The organism is Streptomyces sp. NPDC048507 (assembly GCF_043199995.1).
Lineage (GTDB): Bacteria > Actinomycetota > Actinomycetes > Streptomycetales > Streptomycetaceae > Streptomyces.
Window position 1 is genome coordinate 69,874 of the sequence record NZ_JBICWZ010000022.1, and the last position, 22,302, is coordinate 92,175.

A 22,302-nucleotide genomic window follows, 5' to 3' on the forward strand; every position below is an offset into this window, starting at 1 on the left:
TCGTGAGGGGATCGACGGTCGGTCAGGGGCGGGGCCGGGCCGCCAGTGCGCGGGCCACGGCCCGGCGGGCGGCCCGGGCGAGCCGGGGGGCGGCGGGCGGGGGCCCGTACGTACGCAGGTCCAGGCGGCCGCCGAGGTGGCCGAGCCCGGCTTCGGCCAGGGCCAGGGCGGCAGCGCGGGCCGCGCGGGCGCCGGGACCGGGGGGCGGTGCCTGCCCGGCACGGGCCCAGGGAGCGGTGCCGGTGCCGGGACCCAGGGTCACGCCGGGCACCTCACCGAACCGGAACCGGGCTGTTACGGCCCCGCCCCGGCGGGCCCGCCCCGGCCCGCGCGGGGCCGCCGGGCAGGGCCGGTGTCCCGCCGGGCCGGGGGTTGCCGGCCGGGCCCCGGCCGCGGGGCCCCGGCGGGGGCGTCCGGCGCGGGCCCGGCGGGCGTCGGCGCCGGGCCGGACGCGCGGCGCGGGGCCGGACGCCCGCCCGGCCGCCGGGCCGCTCGCCGGGGCGCTCACCGGGGCTCCGCCGACGGCGCGGGCCACGGCGCGGGCCACGGCGCCGGTGCCGGGAGGCCGGGGGCCCCGGGCGCGGCGGCGTGCGGGGACCACAGGTCGTCGGGGGCGAGATCGGCCGGGCGGTACTTGCCGAGGGCGCTGATCAGGAGCCGGGCCTCCAGCGCCAGTGCCTCCACCAGCCGGACCAGCCCCGCGCCGGGGTCCTCGTCCACGGCGAGCAGCGCCGCCCGGCCGAGGCCCACCGCGGTCGCGCCGAGCGCCAGCGCCCGCACCGTACGGCCGCCCTCCCACATCCGGCCCGACGCGAGCAGGTTCCCCGCGGGGCGGCCGATGCGGCGCAGGGCCTCGCCGAGCGGCAGCCCGGCCCCCTCCAGGAACACTCGCGGCGCCCAGCCGGTACCGCCCTCGGCGCCGTCCACGGTGACGGCGTCGGCGCCCGCCGCCCAGGCGGTGGCGGCCGCGGCGCCGATGTCGCGGCCCGGGTGGAACTTCACCCAGGTGCGGGCCAGCGGGAAGTTGTTCCGCATGAACCGCAGCTGCTGGCGCACGATCTCCTCGGTGAAGGTCCCCGGGGTCGCGCAGCGCAGCAGCCGCCCGCCGGGATCGCCGAGCAGGTCCCGTACCGCGAACGTGCCGCCCAGCCGGGCGGCCTCGGCCGCGCCGACCACCGTCATCCCGCCGAGGCCCGGCTTCGCGCCCTGGCCCGCCTTCAGTTCGAAGCCGAGCCGGCCGGAGTCGCGCAGCGGCCGGGTGCCGGGGTCGCTGTAGAGCAGGTTCCACACCTCGGAGTCGGCGTCCTCGGTGGACTGCTGCACCACCACCCCGCCCACGCCGTCGGGGAGTTCCTCCGCGTACGCCGCGACCCGCTCCAGCAGCGCCGAGCTGCTGCCGTAGCCGTGCACCGGGACCATGTTCTCGCCGATCACCATCGGGATCCCGAGCCGTGCCGCCTGCCGGCCCGCGGCCACGCCGAGGTCACCGCTGCCGGCCCGGGTGGAGCCGAACGCCGAGAGGTAGAGCGGCAGGGAGCTGGCGAAGCCGCCGACCCGGGTGCCCAGGTCCACGTCCTCGTACGAGGGCTCCCGGCCCAGGTCGATGAGCTTCTCCAGCCTGCGCGGCATGAACACCGGCGGCACGATCCGCAGGGCATCGAGCGCGTCCCGGGCGTCGGGGGCTTCCTGCCCGGGGCCCGGCCCCGGGTTCTCGGCGCCCGCGCCGAACAGCTCGGCCCCGTAGGCGCCCGCCGCCGGGAACACCTCGGCCGTCCCGGCCCGCGCCCGGGCCCGTACGGCCTCCTCCGGGAACCCGGCGGCCCGCAGCCCGCTCACGGCGCGATCAGCCCCGGCAGCTTCGGGTACGCGCTGACCTGCCACAACGCCTCCAGTCCGGTCAGGAACCGGACCAGGCGCTGCAGCCCCATGCCGAAGCCGGCGCTCGGCTCGATGCCCTCGCGGGCCAGCTCCAGGTACCAGGCGTACTTGGCCGGGTTCTCCCCGCTCTCCCGCATCCGGGTCACGATGGCCGCGTACCGGCTCTCCCGCTCGCTGCCGCTGACCAGCTCCCCGTAGCCGCCGTGCGCGATCAGGTCGAAGTTGCGCAGCACGCCCGGGCGTTCGGGATCCTCGCGGTCGTAGAACCCGCGCGACCCCTTGGGGTAGTCGTTGACGAAGAAGGGCCGGTCCGCCTCCAGGGAGAGCACCCGCTCGCCCTCCCAGTCGATCTCCGCGTCGGGGCTCTGCGGATGGCCGCGCCCGATCAGCCGCGCCACGGCCTCCCCGTGGGTCAGGGCGTCGAACTTGCCCTGCCGCAGCTCGGCGAAGTCCAGGTCGTCACGGCCCAGTTCGCGCAGCAGGTGCGGTACGGCCGTCCAGACGTGGTCCACGACGTGGGTGAGCAGCCCGGCCGCCACCTCCTGGGCGTCGGCGCGGGTCCCGCCCGCCAGTTCCACGTCGATCTGGTGGAACTCCACCAGGTGCCGTCCGGTGGCCGCCGTCTCCGGCGGCTCCACGCGGACGTTCGGCGCGATGTAGAAGAGCCTGGGGAAGCCCTTCAGTGAGGCCTGCTTGTAGAGGATCGCGCTCGTCATCAGCTTGTAGGGCTGCCCGTAGTAGTCCACGTCGAGCGCTTTCGCGCCGCGCCCGCCGGGATCGGTGACCGGTCCGACCAGCGGCGGCAGCAGCTCCACGAAGCCGGCGCCGCGCAGGAACTCCCGTGCCGAGTGGAGCACTTCCTGCTGTACGAGCATCGCCGAGCGCAGCTGCGGGGAGCGCAGGTGGTCGCCGAGCGGGGGAGGGGTGCGAAGGTCCATGCCGACTCCTGGCTGTCCGAGGGGGAGGGGAAGGGGGAGGGAGAGGGGAGAAGAGGGGGAAGGGCGAGGGGGCGGGGAGGGGCTCATCTGCCGGGGCCGGGGCCGGGGCCGTCGTAGCGGCGGGCCACCGAACCCAGGGCGGTGAGCAGTCCGTCCGAGGTCAGGGCCCGGCGCGCGGCCGCCCGCGGGCGCGCCGCCACCGGCATACCGCCGACCTCGGACCAGCGCAGCCGGCCGCTCTCGTCGACGAAACTGCGCGAGCGGCCCGCGTTGTCGGGGTGCAGGCAGTAGGGGACGTCCAGCACGCCCCGCGCGAACGCGGCGCGCAGTGCCCGGCCCGGGTCGTCGGCCAGCTCCAGCACGGCCTCCACGAAGGCCCGGGCCTCGCGGTACACCTCGCCGCCGGCCGGCCCGGGCGGATCGGCCGGGTGCGCGCACAGGGCCGCGGTGGCCGCCGCCGTCTCCAGGGCCCGTACGTTCTCCAGCACGGTCGGTATCCGGTGGGCCTCGGCGGCGGTCTTCACGATCAGGCGCTGCGCCCCGGCGCGCACGGCGAGCCGGGCCGAGGCCTCCACGAGCCGCGTCGCGCCCCGCGCGGTGCGGGGGAAGACGCCCATGTAGGTGTAGAGGACGACGTGCCGGTCCACGTCGGCGGGCAGGAACTCGGCGGCGAGGCGCCGCAGCGCCCGGACCGCCTCCGCGTCCTGTGCGGGGTCGGTCTGCTGGGCGTAGCTGAGGGAGACGCTGCGGATGCCGTGCCGGACGAAGAACAGGCCTTCCAGCAGGCTCAGCGCGACCAGCAGTCCGGGCGGGCAGAGCTGGCCGAGCATGCAGCCGCCGAAGCTCTCCACGTGCGGCAGGCGCGGGGCGGCCACCAGCGAGGCGAGCAGTTCGCAGCAGCGGGCCCAGTTCTCCACGGACTCGGCGAGCGGGGTGCGTCCGTAGGGCAGGCAGTACGAGACCGGCCCGCCCTCGGTGGCGTCGAGTCCGGCCGCGGCGAGGGCCCGGATGATGGCCTCGGGGCGCGAGGAGCCGTGCCGGACCTGGACCGGGAACGCCGGGTCGAGCACCCCGTCGAGCAGGGAGCGGGTGAGGTCGGTGGAGTGGGTGGCGATGGGGTATCCGTTGAGCGGGGTGCCCTCGGCGACGGCGGCCCGGGCGGCGTCCTGATCGCCGACCCGGGTGTAGCTGTCGATGGTGAGGGTGCCGACGGTGGTGGCGACGGCGCGCTTGGTGCGCTCCAGTCCGGCCCGCATCCGGCGCGGGTCGCTGAAGCCCATCCGGGGCTGGACGACGAGCTGTCCGCCGGCGGCCGCGCGGGCGACGAAGCCGCCGAAGGAGGTGGCGGGGGCGGCCGGTTCGGGGGGCGCGGCGGCGGGGGCCAGGAGCGTGGCGCCGCCGCTCATGCCACGGCCTGCCGGGTGCCGCGGCCGCCGCCCGCGAGGGCGTCGAGGAACTCGCGCAGGGCGCCGGTGTCCCCGTCGTCGAAGACGGCGTCGCAGCCCGCGTCGAGGAGCCGGCCGCGCTGGAGGGGATCCGCGATCCCGGCGACGCCGAGCTTGCCGCCGATGACGAAGGGCAGGGTCACCCCGGCCCGGCGCAGGGCCCGGACGGCGCTGAGGCCGTCCCGGTAGCCGTGTCCGTTCACGCTGCTGACGACCACGAGGTCGGGGCGGCCCGGTCCGTCGGCCGCGCACGCGCCGGCCAGCAGGCCGTCCGGTACGCAGGGGCCCAGGTTGTGGACCCGGTGTCCCAGCTCCTCCAGGAAGAGCTGGAGGTAGACCAGGTTCCAGGTGTGGGAATCCGATGCCGTACCGCTCAGCAGGATGTCCATATTCCGTCGTCGCATACGAGCAATATAGGAAGAGGAGAAGCGCCCGAGGGGAAGTTGCGGCGGCAGTATCAGGGAATTGGGAAAGGGGTGCCGGCGGGCATGCACGGGGAATGCGGAAAGCCGTGCCCGCGGTTGCGGGCACGGCTTTTTCTCGGCGTTGTGGGCAGGGGTTCCTAGGCGTACTGGGCGACCAGGCTCCGGGGGCGGATGTCGGTCCAGTTCCGCTCCACGTAGGCGAGTGCGTCCGCCCGTGTGCCCGCCCCCCACACCACGTCCCAGCCGCCCGGGACCTCGGCGAACACCGGCCACAGGGCGTGCTGGCCCTCGGCGTTGACCACGACGTGGAAGGTGCCCTCGGTGTCGTCGAAAGGATTGGTCATGACAGACTCCTCAATTTCTCGGAAAGGATGCGGCCGATCAGTGCGAGCGGTTCCGGTTCGCCCATTCTGGTGTGCGGGACCCCGATCACATGGTTTTCAACGGGGCCTTCGACATAGGGGATCCAGTGCTGGGCGAGGGTGTTCTCCGTTTCCCCGTCCTCGATGGCCGCCAGGAAGAGCAGGTCGGTGGCGACCGGGCGCGGGGCGTACAGGTTCATGATTTCGGCGTGGTTGATGGAGGCGCCTATGACCGAGCGGATCTCCGCGTCGGAGAAGGCGCCCAGGACCGGGTCCTTCAGCCGGACCAGGCCGATCAGGGCGTCCACGTCGAAGGGGGCGTCCGCGGGCTCGCCGGTGGCGTCGCCGACGAGCATGTCCCGCTTCTGGGCCGGGGTCATCCGCCGCCGCTCGGGCTCGGTCGGCAGCAGGTGCACGTCCATCATGGCCAGGAGGTCGGTGCGCTCGCCCAGCTCGGCCAGCCGTACCGCCAGCGCGTGGGCGACCGTACCGCCGAAGGACCAGCCCAGGAACCGGTACGGGCCGTGCGGCCGGACCTCGCGGATCAGCGGGAGGTAGTCCTCGACCATCTCCTCCACGGATGCGGGGGAGTGGCCCAGCTCGCTCAGCGCCCGTGCCTGGATCGCGTACAGCGGCTGGTCCGGGCCCAGGTGCTGGGCGAGGCCGGCGTACGGCCAGCCCACGCCGGTCCCCGGGTGCAGGCAGAACAGCGGCGGCCGCGAGCCCCCGGTGTGCAGCGGCAGCACCACGCCCATCGGGTCGAAGCCGCTGGGTTCGTCGCCCAGCAGGCCGGCCACGGTCGGCGTGCGGAACAGGTCGCGGACGCCCCGCTCCAGCCCGAGGACGGTCCGCATCCGGCTCACCAGCCGTACGCCGAGCAGCGAATGCCCGCCCAGGCCGAAGAAGTTGTCGTCGATGCCGACCCGCTCCAGCCCCAGGATCTCCGCGAACAGCGCGCACAGCACCTCCTCGCGCGGGGTGCGCGGCGCCCGCCCGGTGCCGCGCGGCGGCGCCGCCGGGGCGGGCAGCGCCGCCCGGTCGGGCTTGCCGTTGACGGTGAGCGGGATCGCGTCGAGCAGCACGGCAGCCGACGGCACCATGTGCTCCGGCAGTTCGCCCGCCGCCCAGCGCAGCAGCCCGGCTTCGGTCAGGGTGTGCCCGGCGCGCGCGACGGCGTACGCGACGAGGCGCTTGCCGCCCGGCCCGTCCTCGAAGACCGCCACCGCGACCTGGCCCACCCCCGGGTGACGGGCCAGGGTCTCCTCGATCTCGCCGGGCTCGATGCGAAAGCCCCGCAGCTTGATCTGGCCGTCGGCCCGCCCGATGAAGCGGAGTTCGCCCCCGGCGGTCCAGTGCACGAGGTCCCCGGTGCGGTACATCCGGCCGCCGTCCGCGGCGAACGGGTCGGCGACGAACCGCTGCGCGGTCAGGCCGGGCCGGCCGACGTAGCCGCGGGCCACCTGCGTCCCGGCGAGGTACATCTCCCCGGGGACGCCGGGGGGCACCGGCCGCAGCCGTTCGTCCAGGACGTGGACGCGGGTGTTGTCCAGGGCCGCCCCCAGGTACACCCCGCGCACGACCCGTTCGGAGAGCGGGAAGCGCTGGTGGTGGGAGGCGAAGGTGGTCTCGGTGGGGCCGTAGGAGTGGACGAGCACCGTCTCGGGACAGTGGTCCAGGACCCGCTGGAGGGCGCTGGGGGAGGCCACGTCGCCGCCGGTCCACACCTCGTCGAGGAGCTTGAGGGTGTCCAGGCCCTCGTCCGCCATGATGTGGAAGAGCCCCATGGTGAAGTAGGCCGCCGAGACCCCGTGCGTGCGGATCGTGTGGTCCAGTTCGGCGAGGTCGGTGCCGTCGCCCGGTGCGATCACCAGCCGGCCGCCCTGGAGCAGCGGCACCCACAGCTCGTAGGTGGAGGCGTCGAAGCCGATCGCCGAATGGACGAGCATGCGGCGGTGGTGGTGCGCGTCCCAGCAGCGGTCGGTGACCAGCTCCACCACGTTGCGGTGGGTGACGCCGACGCCCTTGGGGCGGCCCGTGGAGCCGGACGTGAACATCACGTACATCAGGGCGTCCTCGCCCACCGCGATCCCCGGAGCCGTCACCGGGTAGCCGTCGACGGGCGTGTCCACCGACAGCACGCGCGCCCCGGCGTCCAGCAGGCGGCGCACCTGGGGAAGTTCCGCGTGCTCCTCCCGGACCAGCAGCAGCCGCGCCCCCACGTCCTCCATGATCATCTCGATCCGCGCCTCGGGCAGCCGCGGATCCAGCGGCACGTACGCCGCCCCGCACTTGAGCACCGCCAGCGCCGACACCAGCAGGTACGGGGTCCGCTCCAGCAGCAGCCCCACCGCCGCGTCCCGGCCCGCGCCCGCCTCGATCAGCCGGTGCGCCAGCGCGTTGGCCCGCGCGTCGAGCTCCGCGTACGTCAGGCAGTCCTCCCCGAAGGAAACGGCGATCCGGTCCGGCGTCTCGCGCGCCCGCCGCTCGAACCGCTCGTGCACCAGCCCGCACTCCGCGCCCGGTACGGCGGTGTCGTTGTAGGCGGCGAGCCGCCGCTCCTGCGCGGGAGACAGCAGCCCCACGTCCCCGATCCGCTGCCGCGGGTCCTCGGCCACCGCCCGCAGGGTGCGCGCCACGTGCTCGGCGAGCAGCGCCGCGCCACCCTCGTCGTACAGGTCGGTCGCGTACTCCAGTACGCCGGCCAGCCCGCCCGGCGCCCCGTCCGCCGTCCGCGCCTCGCGCAGCGACAGCGTCAGGTCGAACTTGGTGAAGCCGGAGTCCGCCCCCAGCGGGGTCCCGGCCAGCACGCTGCCCGGCGGGGTCCGCGGCTCGGCCGGGTGCACCTGCACGACCACCTGGACCAGGGGGTGCCGGGCCGTCGAACGCTCCGGGTTGAGGTGCTCGACGACCAGGTCGAAGGGGAGTTCCTGATGGGCGTACGCGGCCAGCCCCGTCTCGCGCACCCGGTCGACCAGCTCGGTGAACCGCGGATCGCCGGAGGTGTCGCAGCGCAGGACCAGGGTGTTGACGAAGAAGCCGACCAGGTCGTTCAGCGCCTCGTCGTCGCGTCCGGCGACGACGGTGCCCAGCGGCAGGTCGGTGCCCGCGCCGTGCCGCGTCAAGGTGGCCGCCAGCGCCGCCTGCACCACCGTGAACAGGGTGGTCCCGTGGTCCAGGGCCAGGCGTTCCAGCCGGGCGTGCGTGGCGGCGTCCACCTCCAGCGGCGTCGCCGCACCCCGGTGGGAGGCATCGGCGGGCCGGGTGCGGGCCGAGACCGTCTCCAGCACCGGCGGGGCTCCCGCCAGGGTCCGCTCCCAGAAGGCCAGGTGCTCGGCGACGGCTCCGGCGGCCAGGGCGTCCCGTTCCCACAGCGTGTAGTCCGCGTACTGCACCGGCAGCGGCTCCCAGGCGGGCTCCGCCCCGCCGAGCCGGGCCTCGTAGGCGCGGGCCAGGTCCTCGAAGAGCGGCCCGGCCGACCAGCCGTCGGCGGCGATGTGGTGCACCAGCACCACCAGCACCCACTCCTGCCCGCAGGTGATCAGCGAGGCCCGCAGCGGCAGGTCCGACGCCAGCGCGAACACGTGCCCGGCGGCCGCGTCCAGGGCCCGCTCCAGCTCCCCGGCGGGGGCCTCCACCACCTCCAGCACCGGCCGGGCGCCGGGGCACACCCGCTGGTACGGCTCCCCGTCCACGGCCGGGTACACGGTCCGCAGGACCTCGTGCCGGCCCGCGAGGTCGGCCAGCGCGTCGGCGAGGACCGCCGGGTCCAGCGGCCGCTCCAGCCGCAGCGCGAAGGGGATCGTGTACGAACGCGACGGGCCCTCCAGCTGGTCCACGAACCACAGCCGGCGCTGCGCGTACGACAGCGGGATCCGCTCCGGGCGCTCCGCGACGGGGCCCAGCGCGGGCCGCCCGGCCGGCCCGGCCCGCCGGGTCAGGCGCACCGCCAGCCCGGCGGGGGTCGGCGCGAGGAACAGGTCCCGGATCCGGGCCTCCAGCCCCAGTGCGGCCCGTATCCGGTTGACCAGGCGCACCCCCGTCATGGAATGCCCGCCCTCGGAGAAGAAGTTGGCGTCCGGGGCCAGCGGCCCGTCGAGGCCGATCACCTCCCCGAACAGCGCGCACAGCACCTGCTCGACGGGGACGTTGCGGGCCCCGGGCGCGGGCTCCGCGGCCCGCGGGGCGGCCCGCCGCTCCCGCAGCCCGGCCACCGTCCGGGCCTCCGCGCCGGTGAGCAGCGCCGGGCCGCCGAGGACGGCGCCGGGGTCCGCGGCCGCCCGCGCGAGGGCCCGTACGAACAGGTCCAGCAGCAGCCGGGCCGTCCCCTCGTCGAACAGGTCCACCGCGTACTGCCACCACACCTCCAGGCCGCCGCCCGGCAGTTCCACGCAGGAGGCGCTGAGGTCGAACTTGGCCACTTCCAGGCCCGGTTCGACGAAGCGGCCGGCCAGTGGGCCGCCGGTCGCGCCCGCGCCGCCGTCCGGGTCCGCCGGATCGTGCTCCTGTGCGGTCAGCATCACCTGGAAGAACGGGTTCACGGCCCCCTCCCGGCGCGGCCGCAGATGCTCCACCAGCAGGTCGAACGGCAGCTCCTGGTGCGCGTACGCCGCCAGGTCCGCCTCCCGCGCCCGGTCGACCAGCTCCGCGTACGGGGCCCCGCCCGAGACGTCGGTGCGCAGCACCAGGGTGTTGACGAAGAACCCGACCAGCTCGTCCAGGGCCTCGTCGCCGCGCCCCGCGACGGGGGTGCCGATCGCGATGTCCGTCCCGGCGCCGACGGCGGCCAGCGCCAGGGCCAGCGCGGGCTGGAGCACCATGAGCAGGCTGGCGCCCCGCTCCTCGGCCAGCGCGGCCAGCCGCCGGTGGGCGTCCACGTCGAGACGGGCGGTGAGGGTGGCGCCCGCCCCGGTGGGCTCGGCGGGCCGGGGCCGGTCGGCGGGCAGGTCCAGCACGGCCGGCATCCCGTCGAGCGCGCCGCGCCAGTGCGCCAGCAACGCGGCCGGATCCGCGAGGAGTTCGCGCTGCCACAGGGTGTAGTCGGCGTACTGCACCGGCAGCGGCTCCCGGTCCGGGGCCGCGCCCGCCAGCCGGGCGGCGTAGGCCTCGCCCAGGTCGCGCAGCAGCGGGCGCACGGACCAGCCGTCGGTGGCGATGTGGTGGGTGAGCAGCGCGAGGGTGGCGGAGCCGTCGCCGGGCAGGAACAGGGCGGCCCGCAGCGGCATGTGGGAGCCGAGGTCGAAGGCGGCGGCGGTGAAGGCGGCCACCAGGGGTGCCAGCTCGCCGGGCGCGCAGTCGCGCACCGCGAGCGGCACCGGGAGCGCCGGCAGCACGTGCTGGTAGGGCTCGGAGTCCACCGCCGGGTACACCGTGCGCAGCACCTCGTGCCGCTCCACCACGTCGCCGAGGGCCGCCGCGAGCGCGGCGCGGTCCGGGACGGCGTCCAGGCGCAGCACGACGGGCAGGTTGTAGGTGGCCGAGGGGCCCTCCAGGCCGGCCAGGAACCACAGGCGCCGCTGCGCGTAGGAGAGCGGGACCCGGTCCTGCGCGGGCAGCACCGCCCCGTCGAAGACGGCGTAGGGGTCCGGGGCGCGGTCCGGGGCGGCCCGCAGCGCCTTGCGGTCGATCTTCCCGGACGGGGTCCGGGGCAGCGCGGCCACGAGGGTCAGCGCGGCCGGCACCGCGGCGGCCGGGAGCTGCGCGCGCACCCGGTCGCGCAGTTCGGCGGCGCCCACCCCCGGGTCGGCGACGACGAAGGCGGCGAGCCGCAGCAGGCCGTCCGCGCCGTCCCGGGCCACCACGGCCGCCTCGCGCACCCCCGGGTGGGCGGTCAGCACCGATTCCACGGACGCCGGGTCCACCCGGTGCCCGTTGATCTTCACTTCCTCGTCGGCCCGTCCCCGGAAACCCAGCTGGCCGTCCTCCCGTACGTGCACCAGGTCGCCGGTGCGGTAGGCGCGCTCCCCGTCCAGCTCGGCGAAACGGGTCCGGTCCAGCTCCGGCCGGCCGAGGTAGCCGTCGGCGAGGCCGCCGCCCAGCAGCCACAGCCCGCCGTCCACGACGGCGGCCCGCACCCCGGGCAGGGGGGTGCCGATCGGCACCGGACCGCCGGGGTGGCGGGAGAGGTCGGCGACGGTCGCGACGACGGTGGCCTCGGTGGGGCCGTAGGTGTTCAGCAGCCGCACCCGGCCCGGGTCCACGGCCCGGCACCACTGCGCGACCCGCTCGGGCAGGGCCGCCTCGCCGCCGATGACCACCGTCTTCAGGGTGGGCGGGAGTTCGGCCGTTCCGGTGGACACGGCGTGGGCCAGCTCGTGCCAGTAGGCGGTCGGCAGGTCGAGGACGGTGATCCCGTGCGCGGCGCAGCCGGCGAGGAGCCCGGGGACGTCGAGCATCTCCTCGTCGCGCAGGACCAGGGCGGCGCCCGCGCCGAGCGTCAGGAAGATCTCCTCCACGCTCGCGTCGAAGTGCAGCGGGGCGAACTGGAGCACCCGGTCCCCGGCGCCGATGCCGTAGCGGACCGTGGCCCCGGCCACGAAGTGGGCGAGGGCGCGGTGACCGACGACGACGCCGTTCGGGGTACCGGTGGAACCCGAGGTGTAGATCACGTAGGCCGAGCCCGGGGCGACGGCGGCGCCGTCCAGGACGAACTCCCCCTCGGCCGGGGCGCCGTCGTGCGCCCCGGTGCAGTCGGTGAGGATCGCCGCCGTGCGGGCCGGGGGCGCGGCCGGGTCGAGCGGGAGGTAGGCGGCGCCGGTCCGCAGCGCCGCGAGCAGCCCGACGACGGCGTCGATGCCGCGCGGCCGGTGCACCGCCACCAGCCGGCCCGGACCGGCGCCCTCGGCGGCCAGCGCGTCGGCCCGCAGCGCCACCGCCAGGGCCAGCTGCCCGTACGTCATCCGGCGCTCGCCGTGCACCAGCGCGGGCCGCCCGGGGCCGGCGGCGACCTGGGCGTCGAGCCGGTCGAGCACACCGGGAGCCGGGGTGATCGCCGGGCCGCCGTCCAGGACGGCGCGGGCGGTGGGGGCGGTCGAGGGCATCGCGGGGCCTCCAGGCGAGGGGGTGGGTGCGGATCGCGGTCCGTGCCCCCACGCTAGGCACCGCCTCCGCCCCAGGCGGGCAGTCCCTCCGGCAGCTCGCCCCCGCACACCTGCCGCTCCCGACTGCCTCCGCGCCCCGCGGGCCCGGTGCCGGAGCCCTGCCCGGACGGCGACGACGACGGCGCCGCGGGCCGGGCGCACCGCCGCCCGCCCCCGGGAGCCGTCGCCCCGGTGCCGGTGCCGGTGCCGGTGCCGGTGCCGGTGCCGGGTCCGGGGCGGGCCGCCGGGCGCCGCAGCCCTGCCGGTCCGGCGCCGGGGAGTCGGGGCGGGCCGCCCGTCTCCGGGAGCCCTGCCGGTCCGGCGGGACTGCGGACGGGCGGCACGGCCCGGGCCCCGGCCCCGGGAGGGCGGGAACGTCGGGCGGCCCCGCGCGGGAAGACGCGCGGGGCCGCGGGGCGGACGGGCCGGGGCGGGCTCAGGTGTGGACGCGGGCCCCCGCCCGGGTGCGGCGGCGCAGGGCCGGAGCGGGCGGCGGCGGCGTCGCGGAGGCGCTTTCCGCGAGGAGGGCCGCCAGCCGGGCCGGGGTGGGGTGGCGGAACACCTCGCGCAGGGTGAGCTCGCGGCCCAGCTCCGCCCGGACCCGGTTCACCAGCCGCACCGCGAGCAGCGAATGCCCCCCGGACTTGAAGAAGTTGTCCTCGGGGCCGATCCGCCCGCGCTCCAGCACCTCCGCGAAGAGCCGCAGCAGGGCCTCCGTCAGCGGAGCGGCCGCCGGGGCCTGATCCGGGGCGGCCGCGGTGGCCCCGGACTCCTCGGACTCCCCGGAGCCCCCGGGGCCCTCCGGCAGGAGGACCGCCGAGGGGACCGCGTACTCCGGCAGCCGCTGGGCGGCCCAGGCCTGGAGCTCCGCCTCCGTCACCGCGCCGGCCTCCGGGACCGCCTCCGCGATCAGCCGGCCGCCCTCCGCGCGGGCCCGCACCGACTCCACCCCCGGGTGCTCCGCCAGCACGGCCGCCACCCGCACCGGGTCGACCGGGTAGCCGCCGACGAGCGGCCGCGCGGGCCGCCGGTCCACCGGCCCCGGCAGGTCGGACACGCGCCGCGCCGGATCGGCCGCGAACAGCTCCAGCGCCGAGACCAGCAGCGCCGCCAGCCGGCCCGCGCCGCCGGGCCCGTACAGGTCGGTGGCGTACTCCAGCACGCCCGACAGACCGCCCCCGGCCAGCTCGGTCAGGGCGAAGGTCAGTTCGGACTTCGCGGTCCGCGCCGCGAAGGGCAGCTCCGTGCCCGCCAGCGGTCCGCCCGGGTCCGCGGCCGGAGCCGGGTTCACCTGGAGCATCACCTGCACCAGGGGGTCGTGGGCCGAGGAGCGGTGCGGGTTGAGGGCCTCCACCAGCAGGTCGAACGGCAGGTCCTGGTGCGCGTACGCCTCCAGACCGGCCTCCCGCACCCGGGTCACCAGCTCCGCGAACCCGGGGTCGCCGTCCGTGCGGGTGCGCAGCACCAGCGTGTTGACGAAGAAGCCGACCAGCCCCGACAGGGCGTCGTCGCCGCGCCCCGCGACGGTGGTGCCGAGGGCGAGGTCGGTGCCCGCCCCGGCCCGGGTCAGGGCCGCCGCCAGCGCAGCCTGGACCACCATGAACAGGGTGGCGCCCTGGGCGTGCGCGATCCGGAGCAGTCCGCGGTGGGTCTCCGCGCCCACCGCGAAGCCGGTGACGGCCCCCCGCCCGGAGGGCGTGGCCGGCCGCTCCCGCTCCGTCGGCAGGTCGATCAGCGGCGCCAGCCCCGCCAACGCCGCACGCCAGTGGGCGATCTCCGCCTCCGGCTCGGCCAGCAGCCCGCGCTGCCACAGGGTGTGGTCCGCGTACTGCACGGGCAGCGGCGACCAGCCGGGCTCCCGGCCCGTCGCCGCCCGCGCCGCGTACGCGGCCGCCAGATCGTCCAGCAGCACTCCGGTGGACCAGCCGTCCGCCGCGATGTGGTGCAGGAGCAGCACCAGCGTCTGCGGGCCCCCGCCCTCCGGCAGCAGCAGCCAGGCCCGCAGCGGCAGGTCCCGCGCGAGGTCGAAGACGTGCCCGGCCGCCTCGTCGACGGCGGCCGCCACGTCGGCGGCGTGCACCAGCTCCAGCTGCGGGCGCGCTCCCTCCAGCACGCGCTGGTACGGCTCCCCGCCCTCGGTCCCGTACACCGTGCGCAGCACCTCGTGCCGGGCGGCGACGTCCGCCAGCGCCCCGGCGAGCGCCACCGGCTCCAGGGGCTGCTCCAGGGACCGTACGAGCGCGATGTTGTAGGTGGCCGAGGGCCCCTCCAGCTGGTCCAGGAACCACAGCCGGCGCTGCGCGTACGACAGCGGGATCCGCTCGGGCCGCTCCGGGACGGGGACCAGCGCGGGCCGCGCCGCGCCCGCCGGGCCGGCCGCGCCGAGGCGGCGGTGCAGGGCCGAGGGGGTCGGCGCCAGGAACAGGTCGCGGATCCCCGCCTCGGCGCCCAGCACGGCCCGGATCCGGTTGACCAGGCGGCTGGCCAGCAGCGAATGCCCGCCCGACTTGAAGAAGTTGGCGTCGGCGGCGAACGCCCCCTCGCGCCCGAGGACCTCGGCGAACAGCCCGCACAGGATCTCCTCGCGCGGGGAGAGCACGGCGGGCGCGGGCCCGGTCCGCGGCTGCGCCGTCGCGGCCGCGAGCGCCTCCCGGCGGCCGCGGCGCTCCGCCAGCTCCTGCCGCTCCGCGTCCCGCAGCAGGTCCAGGGAGCCGAGGCGGGCCGCCGGGTCGGCGGCGAAGGCTTCGAGGGCGCGGACGTAGAGGTCGAGCAGCAGCCGGGCGGTGCCGGGCTCGAAGAGGTCGGTGGCGTACTGCACGTGGACGTCGAGGCCCCCCGGGCCGCCGTCCGCCGCGTGCCGCTCGGCGCAGTGGAAGCTCAGGTCGAACTTGGCGGCGCCCAGGTCGGTGCTCCCGGCCCGGCCGGTGAGCGGACCGAGCCGCACCCGGTCGTCGGCGGCCTCCCGTACGGTCAGCATCACCTGGAAGAACGGGTGCTCGCCCAGCACCCGGTCCGGGTCGCCCAGTTGCTCGACGAGCAGGTCGAAGGGCAGGTCCTGGTGGTCGAAGGCGGCCAGGTCCGCGTCCCGGACCCGCTCGACGAGCTCCCCGGCCGACGGGTCCCCGGACAGGTCGGTGCGCAGGGCGAGGGAGTTCACGAAGCAGCCGGCCAGCTCGTGCAGGTCCTGGTCGCCGCGGCCCGCGACGGGCGTGCCGATCGCGAGGTCCTCGCCCGCGCCGGTGGCCGACAGGGTGGCGGCCAGCGCGGCCCGGGCCACCATGAACAGGCTCGCCCGCCGTTCCCGCGCCAGCGCCGCCAGTGCCCGGTGCGCGTCCGCGCCCAGCACCGCCGACTCGCTGGCGCCCCGGCCCGAGGGCTCGGCCGGGCGCGGCCGGTCGGCGGGCAGCTCCGTCCGCGCGGGCATCCCCTCCAGGGCCCCGCGCCAGAAGCCGAGCAGGCCGGCTGGATCCTCCAGCAGCGCGCGCTGCCACAGCGCGTAGTCGGCGTACTGCACCGGCAGCGGGGGGAGTGCGGGAGCCCGCCCCGCGAGGCGGGACGCGTACGCCTCGCCGAGGTCGCGCAGCAGCGGGGCCAGGGACCAGCCGTCGGTGGCGATGTGGTGCAGCAGCAGCACCAGCACGGACCGGCCGTCACCCGGCACGAACAGCCGGGCCCGCAGCGGCGGCCGGGCGGCCAGGTCGAAGGCCTCCCGGCCGAACCCGTCGACCAGGCCCTCCAGTTCGCCCGGCCCGCAGCCGGTCACGACCAGCGGCTCGGCGGGGCCGTCCAGCACCCGCTGGTACGGCTCCCCGCCCTCGGCCCCGTACACGGTGCGCAGCACCTCGTGCCGCGCCACCAGGTCGTCCAGCGCGGCGGACAGGGCCGCCCGGTCGGGGACGGCGTCCAGCCACAGCACCAGCGGGGCGTTGTAGGCGGCCGTGGGCCCCTCGATGCGGTCCAGCAGCCACAGCGCCCGCTGCGCCGCCGACAGCGGGATCCGCTCCGGGCGCAGCGGTACGGGAACGGGCCCGGGCCGCGCCGCCGCCGCCGCGCCCGCGGCGGCCAGCCGCCGGTGCAGCGCGGCCGGGGTCGGGGCGAGGAACAGGTCCCGGATGCCCAGCTCCAGGCCGAGGGCGCCCCGGATCCGGTTGACGAGCTTGCTCGCGAGCAGCGAGTGCCCGCCGCTGCGGAAGAAGTTGGCGTCGGCGGCGAGGGCCCCGTCACGTCCGAGGACCTCGGCGAACAGCCCGCACAGGATCTCCTCCCGGGGCGCGAGCACGTCCCGCCGGGCCGGGGCCGAGCCCCGGGCCGGCGCGGGCGCCGGGGCGGCGGCGGTCCGGTGCGGCCGGGCGGCCAGGGCGGCGGCCGCGGCGGCGGGCAGCAGGTCCAGGGAGCCGAGGCGGGCCGCCGGGTCGGCGGCGAAGGCTTCGAGGGCGCGGACGTAGAGGTCGAGCAGCAGCCGGGCGGTGCCGGCGTCGAAGAGGTCGGTGGCGTACTGCACGTGGACGTCGACGCCGTCCGGGCGGCCGTCGGCGGTGTGCCGCTCCGCGCAGTACCAGGTGAGGTCGAACTTCGCCGTCCCCAGGTCCACTTCGGCCGGGCGGCCGGTGATCCCGCCGCCCAGCCGCACCGGGCCCCCGCCGGCTCCGCCCGCGTCGACGGTCAGCATCACCTGGAAGAAGGGGTGGTGGTCCAGGGCCCGCTCCGGGCTGAGCCGTTCCACCAGCAGGTCGAAGGGCAGCTCCTGGTGTTCGTACGCGGCCAGGTCCGCCTCCCGCACCCGCCGCACCAGCTCCCCGACGGCCGGATCGCCCGACAGGTCGGTGCGCAGGGCCAGGGAGTTCACGAAGAAGCCGACGAGGTCGTACAGGTCCTCCTCGGGCCGGCCCGCGACGGGCGTCCCGATCACCACGTCCGTACCGGCCCCGGCGGCCGACAGGGCCGCGGCGAGGGCCGCCCGGGCCACCATGGTCAGGCTGGCCCGCTGTCCGCGGGCCAGGGCGAGCAGTCCGCCGTGCGCGGCCGCGTCCAGCCGGGCCGTGAGCGCGGCGCCCCGGCCCGAGGGCTCCGCGGGCCGGGCGCGGTCGGCCGGCAGGTCCAGCACCGCCGGGGCCCCCGCCAGCGCGGTCCGCCAGTACGCGACCTGCTCGGCGGCCAGGCTGTCCGGATCCGCCGGGTCGCCGAGCAGTTCGTGCTGCCACTGGCCGTAGTCGGCGTACTGCACCGGCAGCGGCTCCCCGCCGGGAGCCCGGCCGGCGAGCCGGGCCCCGTAGGCCCCGGCCAGGTCGCGCAGCAGGGGGCGCACCGACCAGCCGTCGGTGGCCACGTGGTGGATCAGCAGCACCAGGGTGGCGGTGCCGTCGCCCGGCAGGAACAGCCGGGCCCGCAGCGGCGGTCCGGTGGTGATGTCCAGCGGCTGCCGCACGAAGGCGGCCACCCGCGCGTCCCGTTCCCCCGGCGCGCACTCCTCGGCGGTGAGCCGCGCGGCGGGCGCCTCGCGCAGCACCCGCTGGTACGGCTCCGCGTCCGGCCCGGCCGGCAGGACGGTGCGCAGCACCTCGTGCCGTTCCACGACGTCGGCCACCGCGAGGGCCAGCGCCCCGGCGTCGGGTTCGCCGTCGAGGTGCAGGACGACCGGGGCGTTGTAGGCGGCGGAGGGGCCGTGGAGGCGCCCCAGGAACCACAGCCGGCGCTGGGCGTACGACAACGGGATCACGGTCATGTCCTTCAGGAGTCCTGGCTCGCGGCGGCCGCGACCAGCGTGTCGAGGTGGGCGGCCAGGTCCCGCAGGCGCGGGTTGGCGTAGACGGCCTTCACCGGGAGGGAGACGCCCAGTTCGGCGCGGACCCGCGAGACCAGCTTGATCGCGAGCAGCGAATGGCCGCCCAGCTTGAAGAAGTTGTCGTCGGGTCCGACGGAGGCGGCGCCGAGCACCGCGGCCCAGACGCCCGCGATCAGGGCCTGCGAGGCGGTCAGGTCCGCGGGCCGGTCCGCGGCCGGGGAGGGGGCGTCGGCGGGGGCGGGGGCGGGCAGCGCGGCGCGGTCCACCTTGCCGCCGACCGTGACGGGGAACCGCTCCAGGGCCACGAAGGCCGCCGGGACCATGTAGCCGGGCAGCACGGCCGTCAGGCGTTCGCGCAGGGCCGCCGCGGTGACGTGCCCGGCGGCCCGGTAGTAGGCGACCAGGCCCGGCGCGCCGTGGACGTCGTCACGGAGCACGACGGCCGCCTCGGCGACCCCGGGGGAGGCGGCCACCGCCGCCTCGACCTCGGGGAGTTCGATGCGGTGCCCGCGCAGCTTGATCTGGCCGTCGGCCCGGCCCAGGTAGGCCAGCCGGCCGCCCGGCAGCAGCCGTACGCGGTCGCCGGTGCGGTACATGCGGCCGCCGTAGCCCTCCCCGGCGGCGTCCGCCACGAACCGCTCGGCGGTCAGCGCGGGCCGGCCCCGGTAGCCGCGGCCCACGCGGGGCCCCGCCAGGTACAGTTCGCCGCTGCCGCCCTCGGCGACCGGGTTCAGCTTCTCGTCGAGGACCCGCATCCGCAGGCCCGGCAGCACGCCGCCGATGTGCGGGGCGCCCTCGCCCTCCACCCAGCCCGCCGTGGCGTCCACGGTGCATTCGGTGGGCCCGTACAGGTTGACCGTACGCAGCACCCCGCGCGCCCCGAGGCCGGCCAGCCGGCCCCACAGGGCGGGGGTGAGCGCCTCCCCGCCGATGAGCAGGGTCAGCGGGCGCGGGCCGCCGTCGGCGGTGAGCAGGTCGAGCAGCGGATCGGCGTGCGCGGGGGTGATGTCCAGGTCGGTCAGGGCCTCGTCGTCGATCAGGGCGGCCAGCAGGGCCGGGTCCGCGCGGGTCTCGTCGTCGATCATCACCAGGGTGTCGCCCCGGCACAGGCGCACCCACTGCTGCACGGAGGCGTCGAAGGACGGCGAGGCGTTCCAGCCGACCCGGCCGCCCTCGGTGACGGCGATCGAGGCGCCCTCCAGCTCGGCGAGCAGCGCCGACGCGGCGGCCCGGCCGATCTCCACGCCCTTGGGGCGGCCCGTGGAGCCGGAGGTGTAGATGACGTAGGCCAGGGTGTCGCCGCCGACGGCCACCGGCGCGAACGGCAGGTCGGGGCCGGGCGCGGTCAGCGCGCCCACCGGGAGGTGCGCGATGCCCGCGGCCGGCGGCTCGTCGTCCGCGCCGGCGGTGACGACCAGGTCGGCCCCCGCGTCCTCGACGAGGTAGCGCCGGCGCTCGGCCGGCAGCTTCGGGTCCACCGGCAGGTAGGCGGCCCCCGCGGTGAGGGTGCCGATCAGGGCGGTGACCAGCTCGGCGCCGCGCGGCAGGCACAGTGCGACCACGCTCTCGGGGCCGATGCCGCGGGCGGCGAGCCGGGCCGCGATGCGCGCCGCCTCGGCGCGCAGCTCGCCGAAGTCCAGCGCGCGGCCGCCCGCCACGACGGCGGTCCGGTCGGCCGGGGCCAGCGCGAGGCGCTCCAGCAGGTCGGGGACGGTGGAGCCCGCGCGGGTGCGGGAACGCTCGGGGAGTACGGCGGTCACGGCGCTCACTCCCCGGCGAAGACGGTGGTGGACGGCTGGGTGGCGGGCGCGCAGTCGGCCAGCGCGACGGGCTCGCCCATCGCGACGAGGATCTTCCGGTCGCCCTTGTAGGCCTCGCGGCCGTGCGCGCACAGGATGTTGTCGACGAGCATCAGGTCCCCCCGCTGCCAGGTCTCCCGGACGGTGACCCGGTCGTACACGGCGTTGACGGCGTCGACCTCGGCGTCGGTGAGCCGCGAGCCGTCGCCCAGATAGGTGTTGAAGGGCAGCCCGTCCTCGCCGTACGTGTCGACGAGCACCTCGCGGACGTCGGGGTCCAGGGTGCGGCTGTTCCAGAACGCGAAGTGGTTGAACCAGCTCCGCTCGCCCGTCACGGGGTGGGTGACGATCGCCGACCGGCGCTGCCGGGTGATCATCGAATCGTCCTCCTCGACCCACTCGTAGCCGACGGTGTTCTCCTCGCAGTAGGCCTCGGCGACCGCCTTGTCCTCGGTGGCGAAGGTCTTGTACCAGGGCAGCCCGGCGAGTTCGGAGTAGTTGCGCACGAGCAGCCAGCCCGCCCGCTCGAACCGCTCGACGAGTTCCGGCGGCAGCAGCCGCAGCGCCTCGCGCATGTCGCCGACGGTGGTGGCCCCGCCCTCCTCGGGCGCGGTGACGCAGCCGAACAGCAGCACGCCGGGGAAGTCCAGCGTGTAGCTGTTCTCGTTGTGCAGCCGGATGGGCTGGACGGCCGGCAGGTCGGTGGAGGAGAAGACGCCCTCGCCGAAGTCGGTGCGCGGCGTGGCCTTCTCCTTGTACCCGGCGCGCCGCTCGACCAGCGCGTCACGGGCGGCGGCGAAGGAGGCCGCGTCCTCGACGGGCAGGCCGCGCAGCAGCACGGCGCCGCTGCGCAGCAACTCGGCCTGGATGGCGGCGCGGTGCTCGGTGAGCCAGGCCACCGCGGCGGCCCGGTCGAGCCCGGCCGGGGTGTGGACGACGACGGGCTTGCCGGGCTCGCGGACCGGGGTGATGCCGGTGGCCGCGGCGGGGGACTCTGCGTACGTGGTCATGGGACGTCCTTGGGGAGGTGCGGAGTGACGGGGGAGGAGCGGGGGAAGGGGCGGTGCGGCGCGCTCAGGCGGCGGCCGGGGCGGCGGCGTGGCCGCCGACCACCGGGGCCAGTACGGAGAAGAACTCCGGGAGGCGCTCCTGGAAGTAGAAGTGGCCGCCCGGCAGGACGTACGAGGCGAAGTCGCGGTCGGTGATCCGCGCCCAGCGGTCCAGCGAGGCCGCCGGGGCGACCGGGTCGGCGTCCCCGCCGATCACCGTCACCGGGCAGGCCACCCGTGCCTCGGCCTCGGGGCAGCGGTACACGTCGTCGATGGCGAAGTCGGCCCGGATGGAGGGGAGGATGATCTCCCGCAGCTCCGGTTCGTCGAGGATGCCGTCGTCCGTGCCGCCGCGCTCCTTGATGGCGGCGACCAGCTCGTCGTCGTCGAGCAGCTCCGGGTACACGGCGCACGGGTTGGCCAGGAACGGGGCCCGGCAGGCCGAGGCGACCAGGGCGCGCGGCGCGTGGCCGGCCGCCTCCAGGCTGCGCACCACCTCGAAGGCGACGAGCGAGCCCATGCTGTGCCCGAGCACCACCAGGTCCTCGGTGACCCCGGCGGGCAGGGCCGCCACGACCGGCCCGGCCAGGTCGGCGATGTCCCGGGGGAGGTCCTCGGCGAAGCGGGCGCCGCGGCCCGGGTACTGGCCGATCAGCAGCCGCACGTCGGCCGGCAGGTGCTCGCGCCACCCGGCGTACGCGTGGGCGTTGCCGCCGGCGTGCGGCAGGACCAGCAGCGCGGTGCGCTGCGGCCCCTCGCCCGGCAGGTCCCAGACCACGTCGTCGGGTGCCGGGGTGAAGCCGGTCTGGTCCTGGTCGTCGGTGCTCATGAGGAACTCCGTTCCTGGTCGGGGGTGCGGCGGCGCAGCACGGGCCGGGCGCGCCGGGGCGCGGGCGGTGCGGAGGCCGCCAGCCGGGTCTCGATGTGCTGGGCGAGGGTGGCGGGCGTGGGGTGCTGGAAGACGTCGCGCAGGGTGAGGGTGATGCCGAGGGCGCTGCCGATGCGGTGCGTCAGGCGGGCGGCGAGCAGGGAGTGGCCGCCCTGGTCGAAGAAGTTGTCGTCGATCGACAGCGGGGAGGGCGTGGCCAGGGCGTCGCCGAACCAGGTGCGGACCTTCTCCTCCAGCGGCGTGCGCGGCGCGCGGCCGCCCGCCGTGGTCACGGCCTGCGGTGCGGGCAGCGCGCCCTTGTCGATCTTCCCGTTGGGGGTGAGCGGCAGCCGGTCCAGCAGGACGACGAACGCCGGGACCATGTGGTCGGGCAGCAGGGTACGCAGCCACAGACGGACGTCCTGCGGCGAGAGGCCCTCGTCGGTGGTGACCAGGTAGGCGGTCAGCTGGGGCGTGCGGTGGTGGTCGGGATGGGTGGTGAGGGTGGCTTGGGTGATGTGGGGGTGGGTGGTGAGGGTGGTTTCGATTTCGGTGGGTTCGATGCGGAAGCCGCGGATTTTGATCTGGGTGTCGGTGCGGCCGGTGTAGTGGAGGTTTCCGTGGGTGTCCCAGTGGGCTTGGTCGCCGGTGCGGTAGAGGCGGGTGCCGGGGGGTCCGTA

General features: G+C 76.7%; 12 protein-coding genes. All 12 read right to left on the bottom strand.

What is annotated here, in order from left to right; translation table 11 throughout:
• Positions 1 to 22: 22 nt before the first annotated feature.
• The gene (locus ACGFXC_RS34265; protein ID WP_393718811.1) at positions 23 to 262 is read right to left on the bottom strand and encodes a hypothetical protein; all 240 of its coding nucleotides are present in this window, start codon (positions 260 to 262) and stop codon (positions 23 to 25) included.
• A 242-nt stretch (positions 263 to 504) separates the two neighbouring features.
• A complete protein-coding gene (locus ACGFXC_RS34270; protein ID WP_393718812.1) occupies positions 505 to 1,836 on the bottom strand; it encodes a glutamate synthase-related protein in 1,332 nt (443 codons plus the stop codon).
• Positions 1,833 to 2,816, bottom strand: coding sequence for an asparagine synthetase A (locus ACGFXC_RS34275; RefSeq protein ID WP_393718813.1), 984 nt, complete (start codon positions 2,814 to 2,816; stop codon positions 1,833 to 1,835). The genes ACGFXC_RS34270 and ACGFXC_RS34275 overlap by 4 nt, the downstream gene beginning before the upstream one ends.
• Positions 2,817 to 2,899: 83 nt before the next feature.
• Positions 2,900 to 4,222 (bottom strand): methylaspartate mutase, encoded by a 1,323-nt coding sequence (locus ACGFXC_RS34280; protein WP_393718814.1) that lies wholly within the window; start codon positions 4,220 to 4,222, stop codon positions 2,900 to 2,902.
• On the bottom strand, positions 4,219 to 4,665 hold the full coding sequence (locus tag ACGFXC_RS34285; protein WP_393718815.1) for a cobalamin B12-binding domain-containing protein: 447 nt from the start codon (positions 4,663 to 4,665) through the stop codon (positions 4,219 to 4,221). The genes ACGFXC_RS34280 and ACGFXC_RS34285 overlap by 4 nt, the downstream gene beginning before the upstream one ends.
• A gap of 158 nt (positions 4,666 to 4,823) precedes the next feature.
• A complete protein-coding gene (locus ACGFXC_RS34290) occupies positions 4,824 to 5,030 on the bottom strand; it encodes an MbtH family protein (protein WP_362135406.1) in 207 nt (68 codons plus the stop codon).
• Positions 5,027 to 12,085 carry an amino acid adenylation domain-containing protein gene (locus ACGFXC_RS34295; RefSeq protein WP_393718816.1) on the bottom strand — a complete coding sequence of 2,353 codons (7,059 nt, stop codon included), beginning with the start codon at positions 12,083 to 12,085 and terminating at the stop codon, positions 5,027 to 5,029. Before ACGFXC_RS34295 ends, ACGFXC_RS34290 begins: the two co-directional genes overlap by 4 nt.
• Positions 12,086 to 12,560: 475 nt before the next feature.
• Positions 12,561 to 17,846: a condensation domain-containing protein gene (locus tag ACGFXC_RS34300; protein ID WP_393718817.1), complete on the bottom strand. Its 5,286-nt coding sequence runs from the start codon at positions 17,844 to 17,846 to the stop codon at positions 12,561 to 12,563.
• A 5-nt stretch (positions 17,847 to 17,851) separates the two neighbouring features.
• The gene (locus tag ACGFXC_RS34305) at positions 17,852 to 19,666 is read right to left on the bottom strand and encodes an amino acid adenylation domain-containing protein (RefSeq protein ID WP_393718818.1); all 1,815 of its coding nucleotides are present in this window, start codon (positions 19,664 to 19,666) and stop codon (positions 17,852 to 17,854) included.
• A 5-nt stretch (positions 19,667 to 19,671) separates the two neighbouring features.
• Positions 19,672 to 20,715 carry a TauD/TfdA family dioxygenase gene (locus ACGFXC_RS34310; protein ID WP_393718819.1) on the bottom strand — a complete coding sequence of 348 codons (1,044 nt, stop codon included), beginning with the start codon at positions 20,713 to 20,715 and terminating at the stop codon, positions 19,672 to 19,674.
• Between the two features lie 64 nt (positions 20,716 to 20,779).
• Entirely contained in the window at positions 20,780 to 21,583 is an 804-nt protein-coding gene (locus ACGFXC_RS34315) for a thioesterase II family protein (protein WP_393718820.1), read from the bottom strand.
• Positions 21,580 to 22,302: phosphopantetheine-binding protein (locus ACGFXC_RS34320; protein WP_393718821.1), on the bottom strand; the 723-nt coding region annotated here is incomplete at its 5' end. The genes ACGFXC_RS34315 and ACGFXC_RS34320, both read right to left, overlap by 4 nt.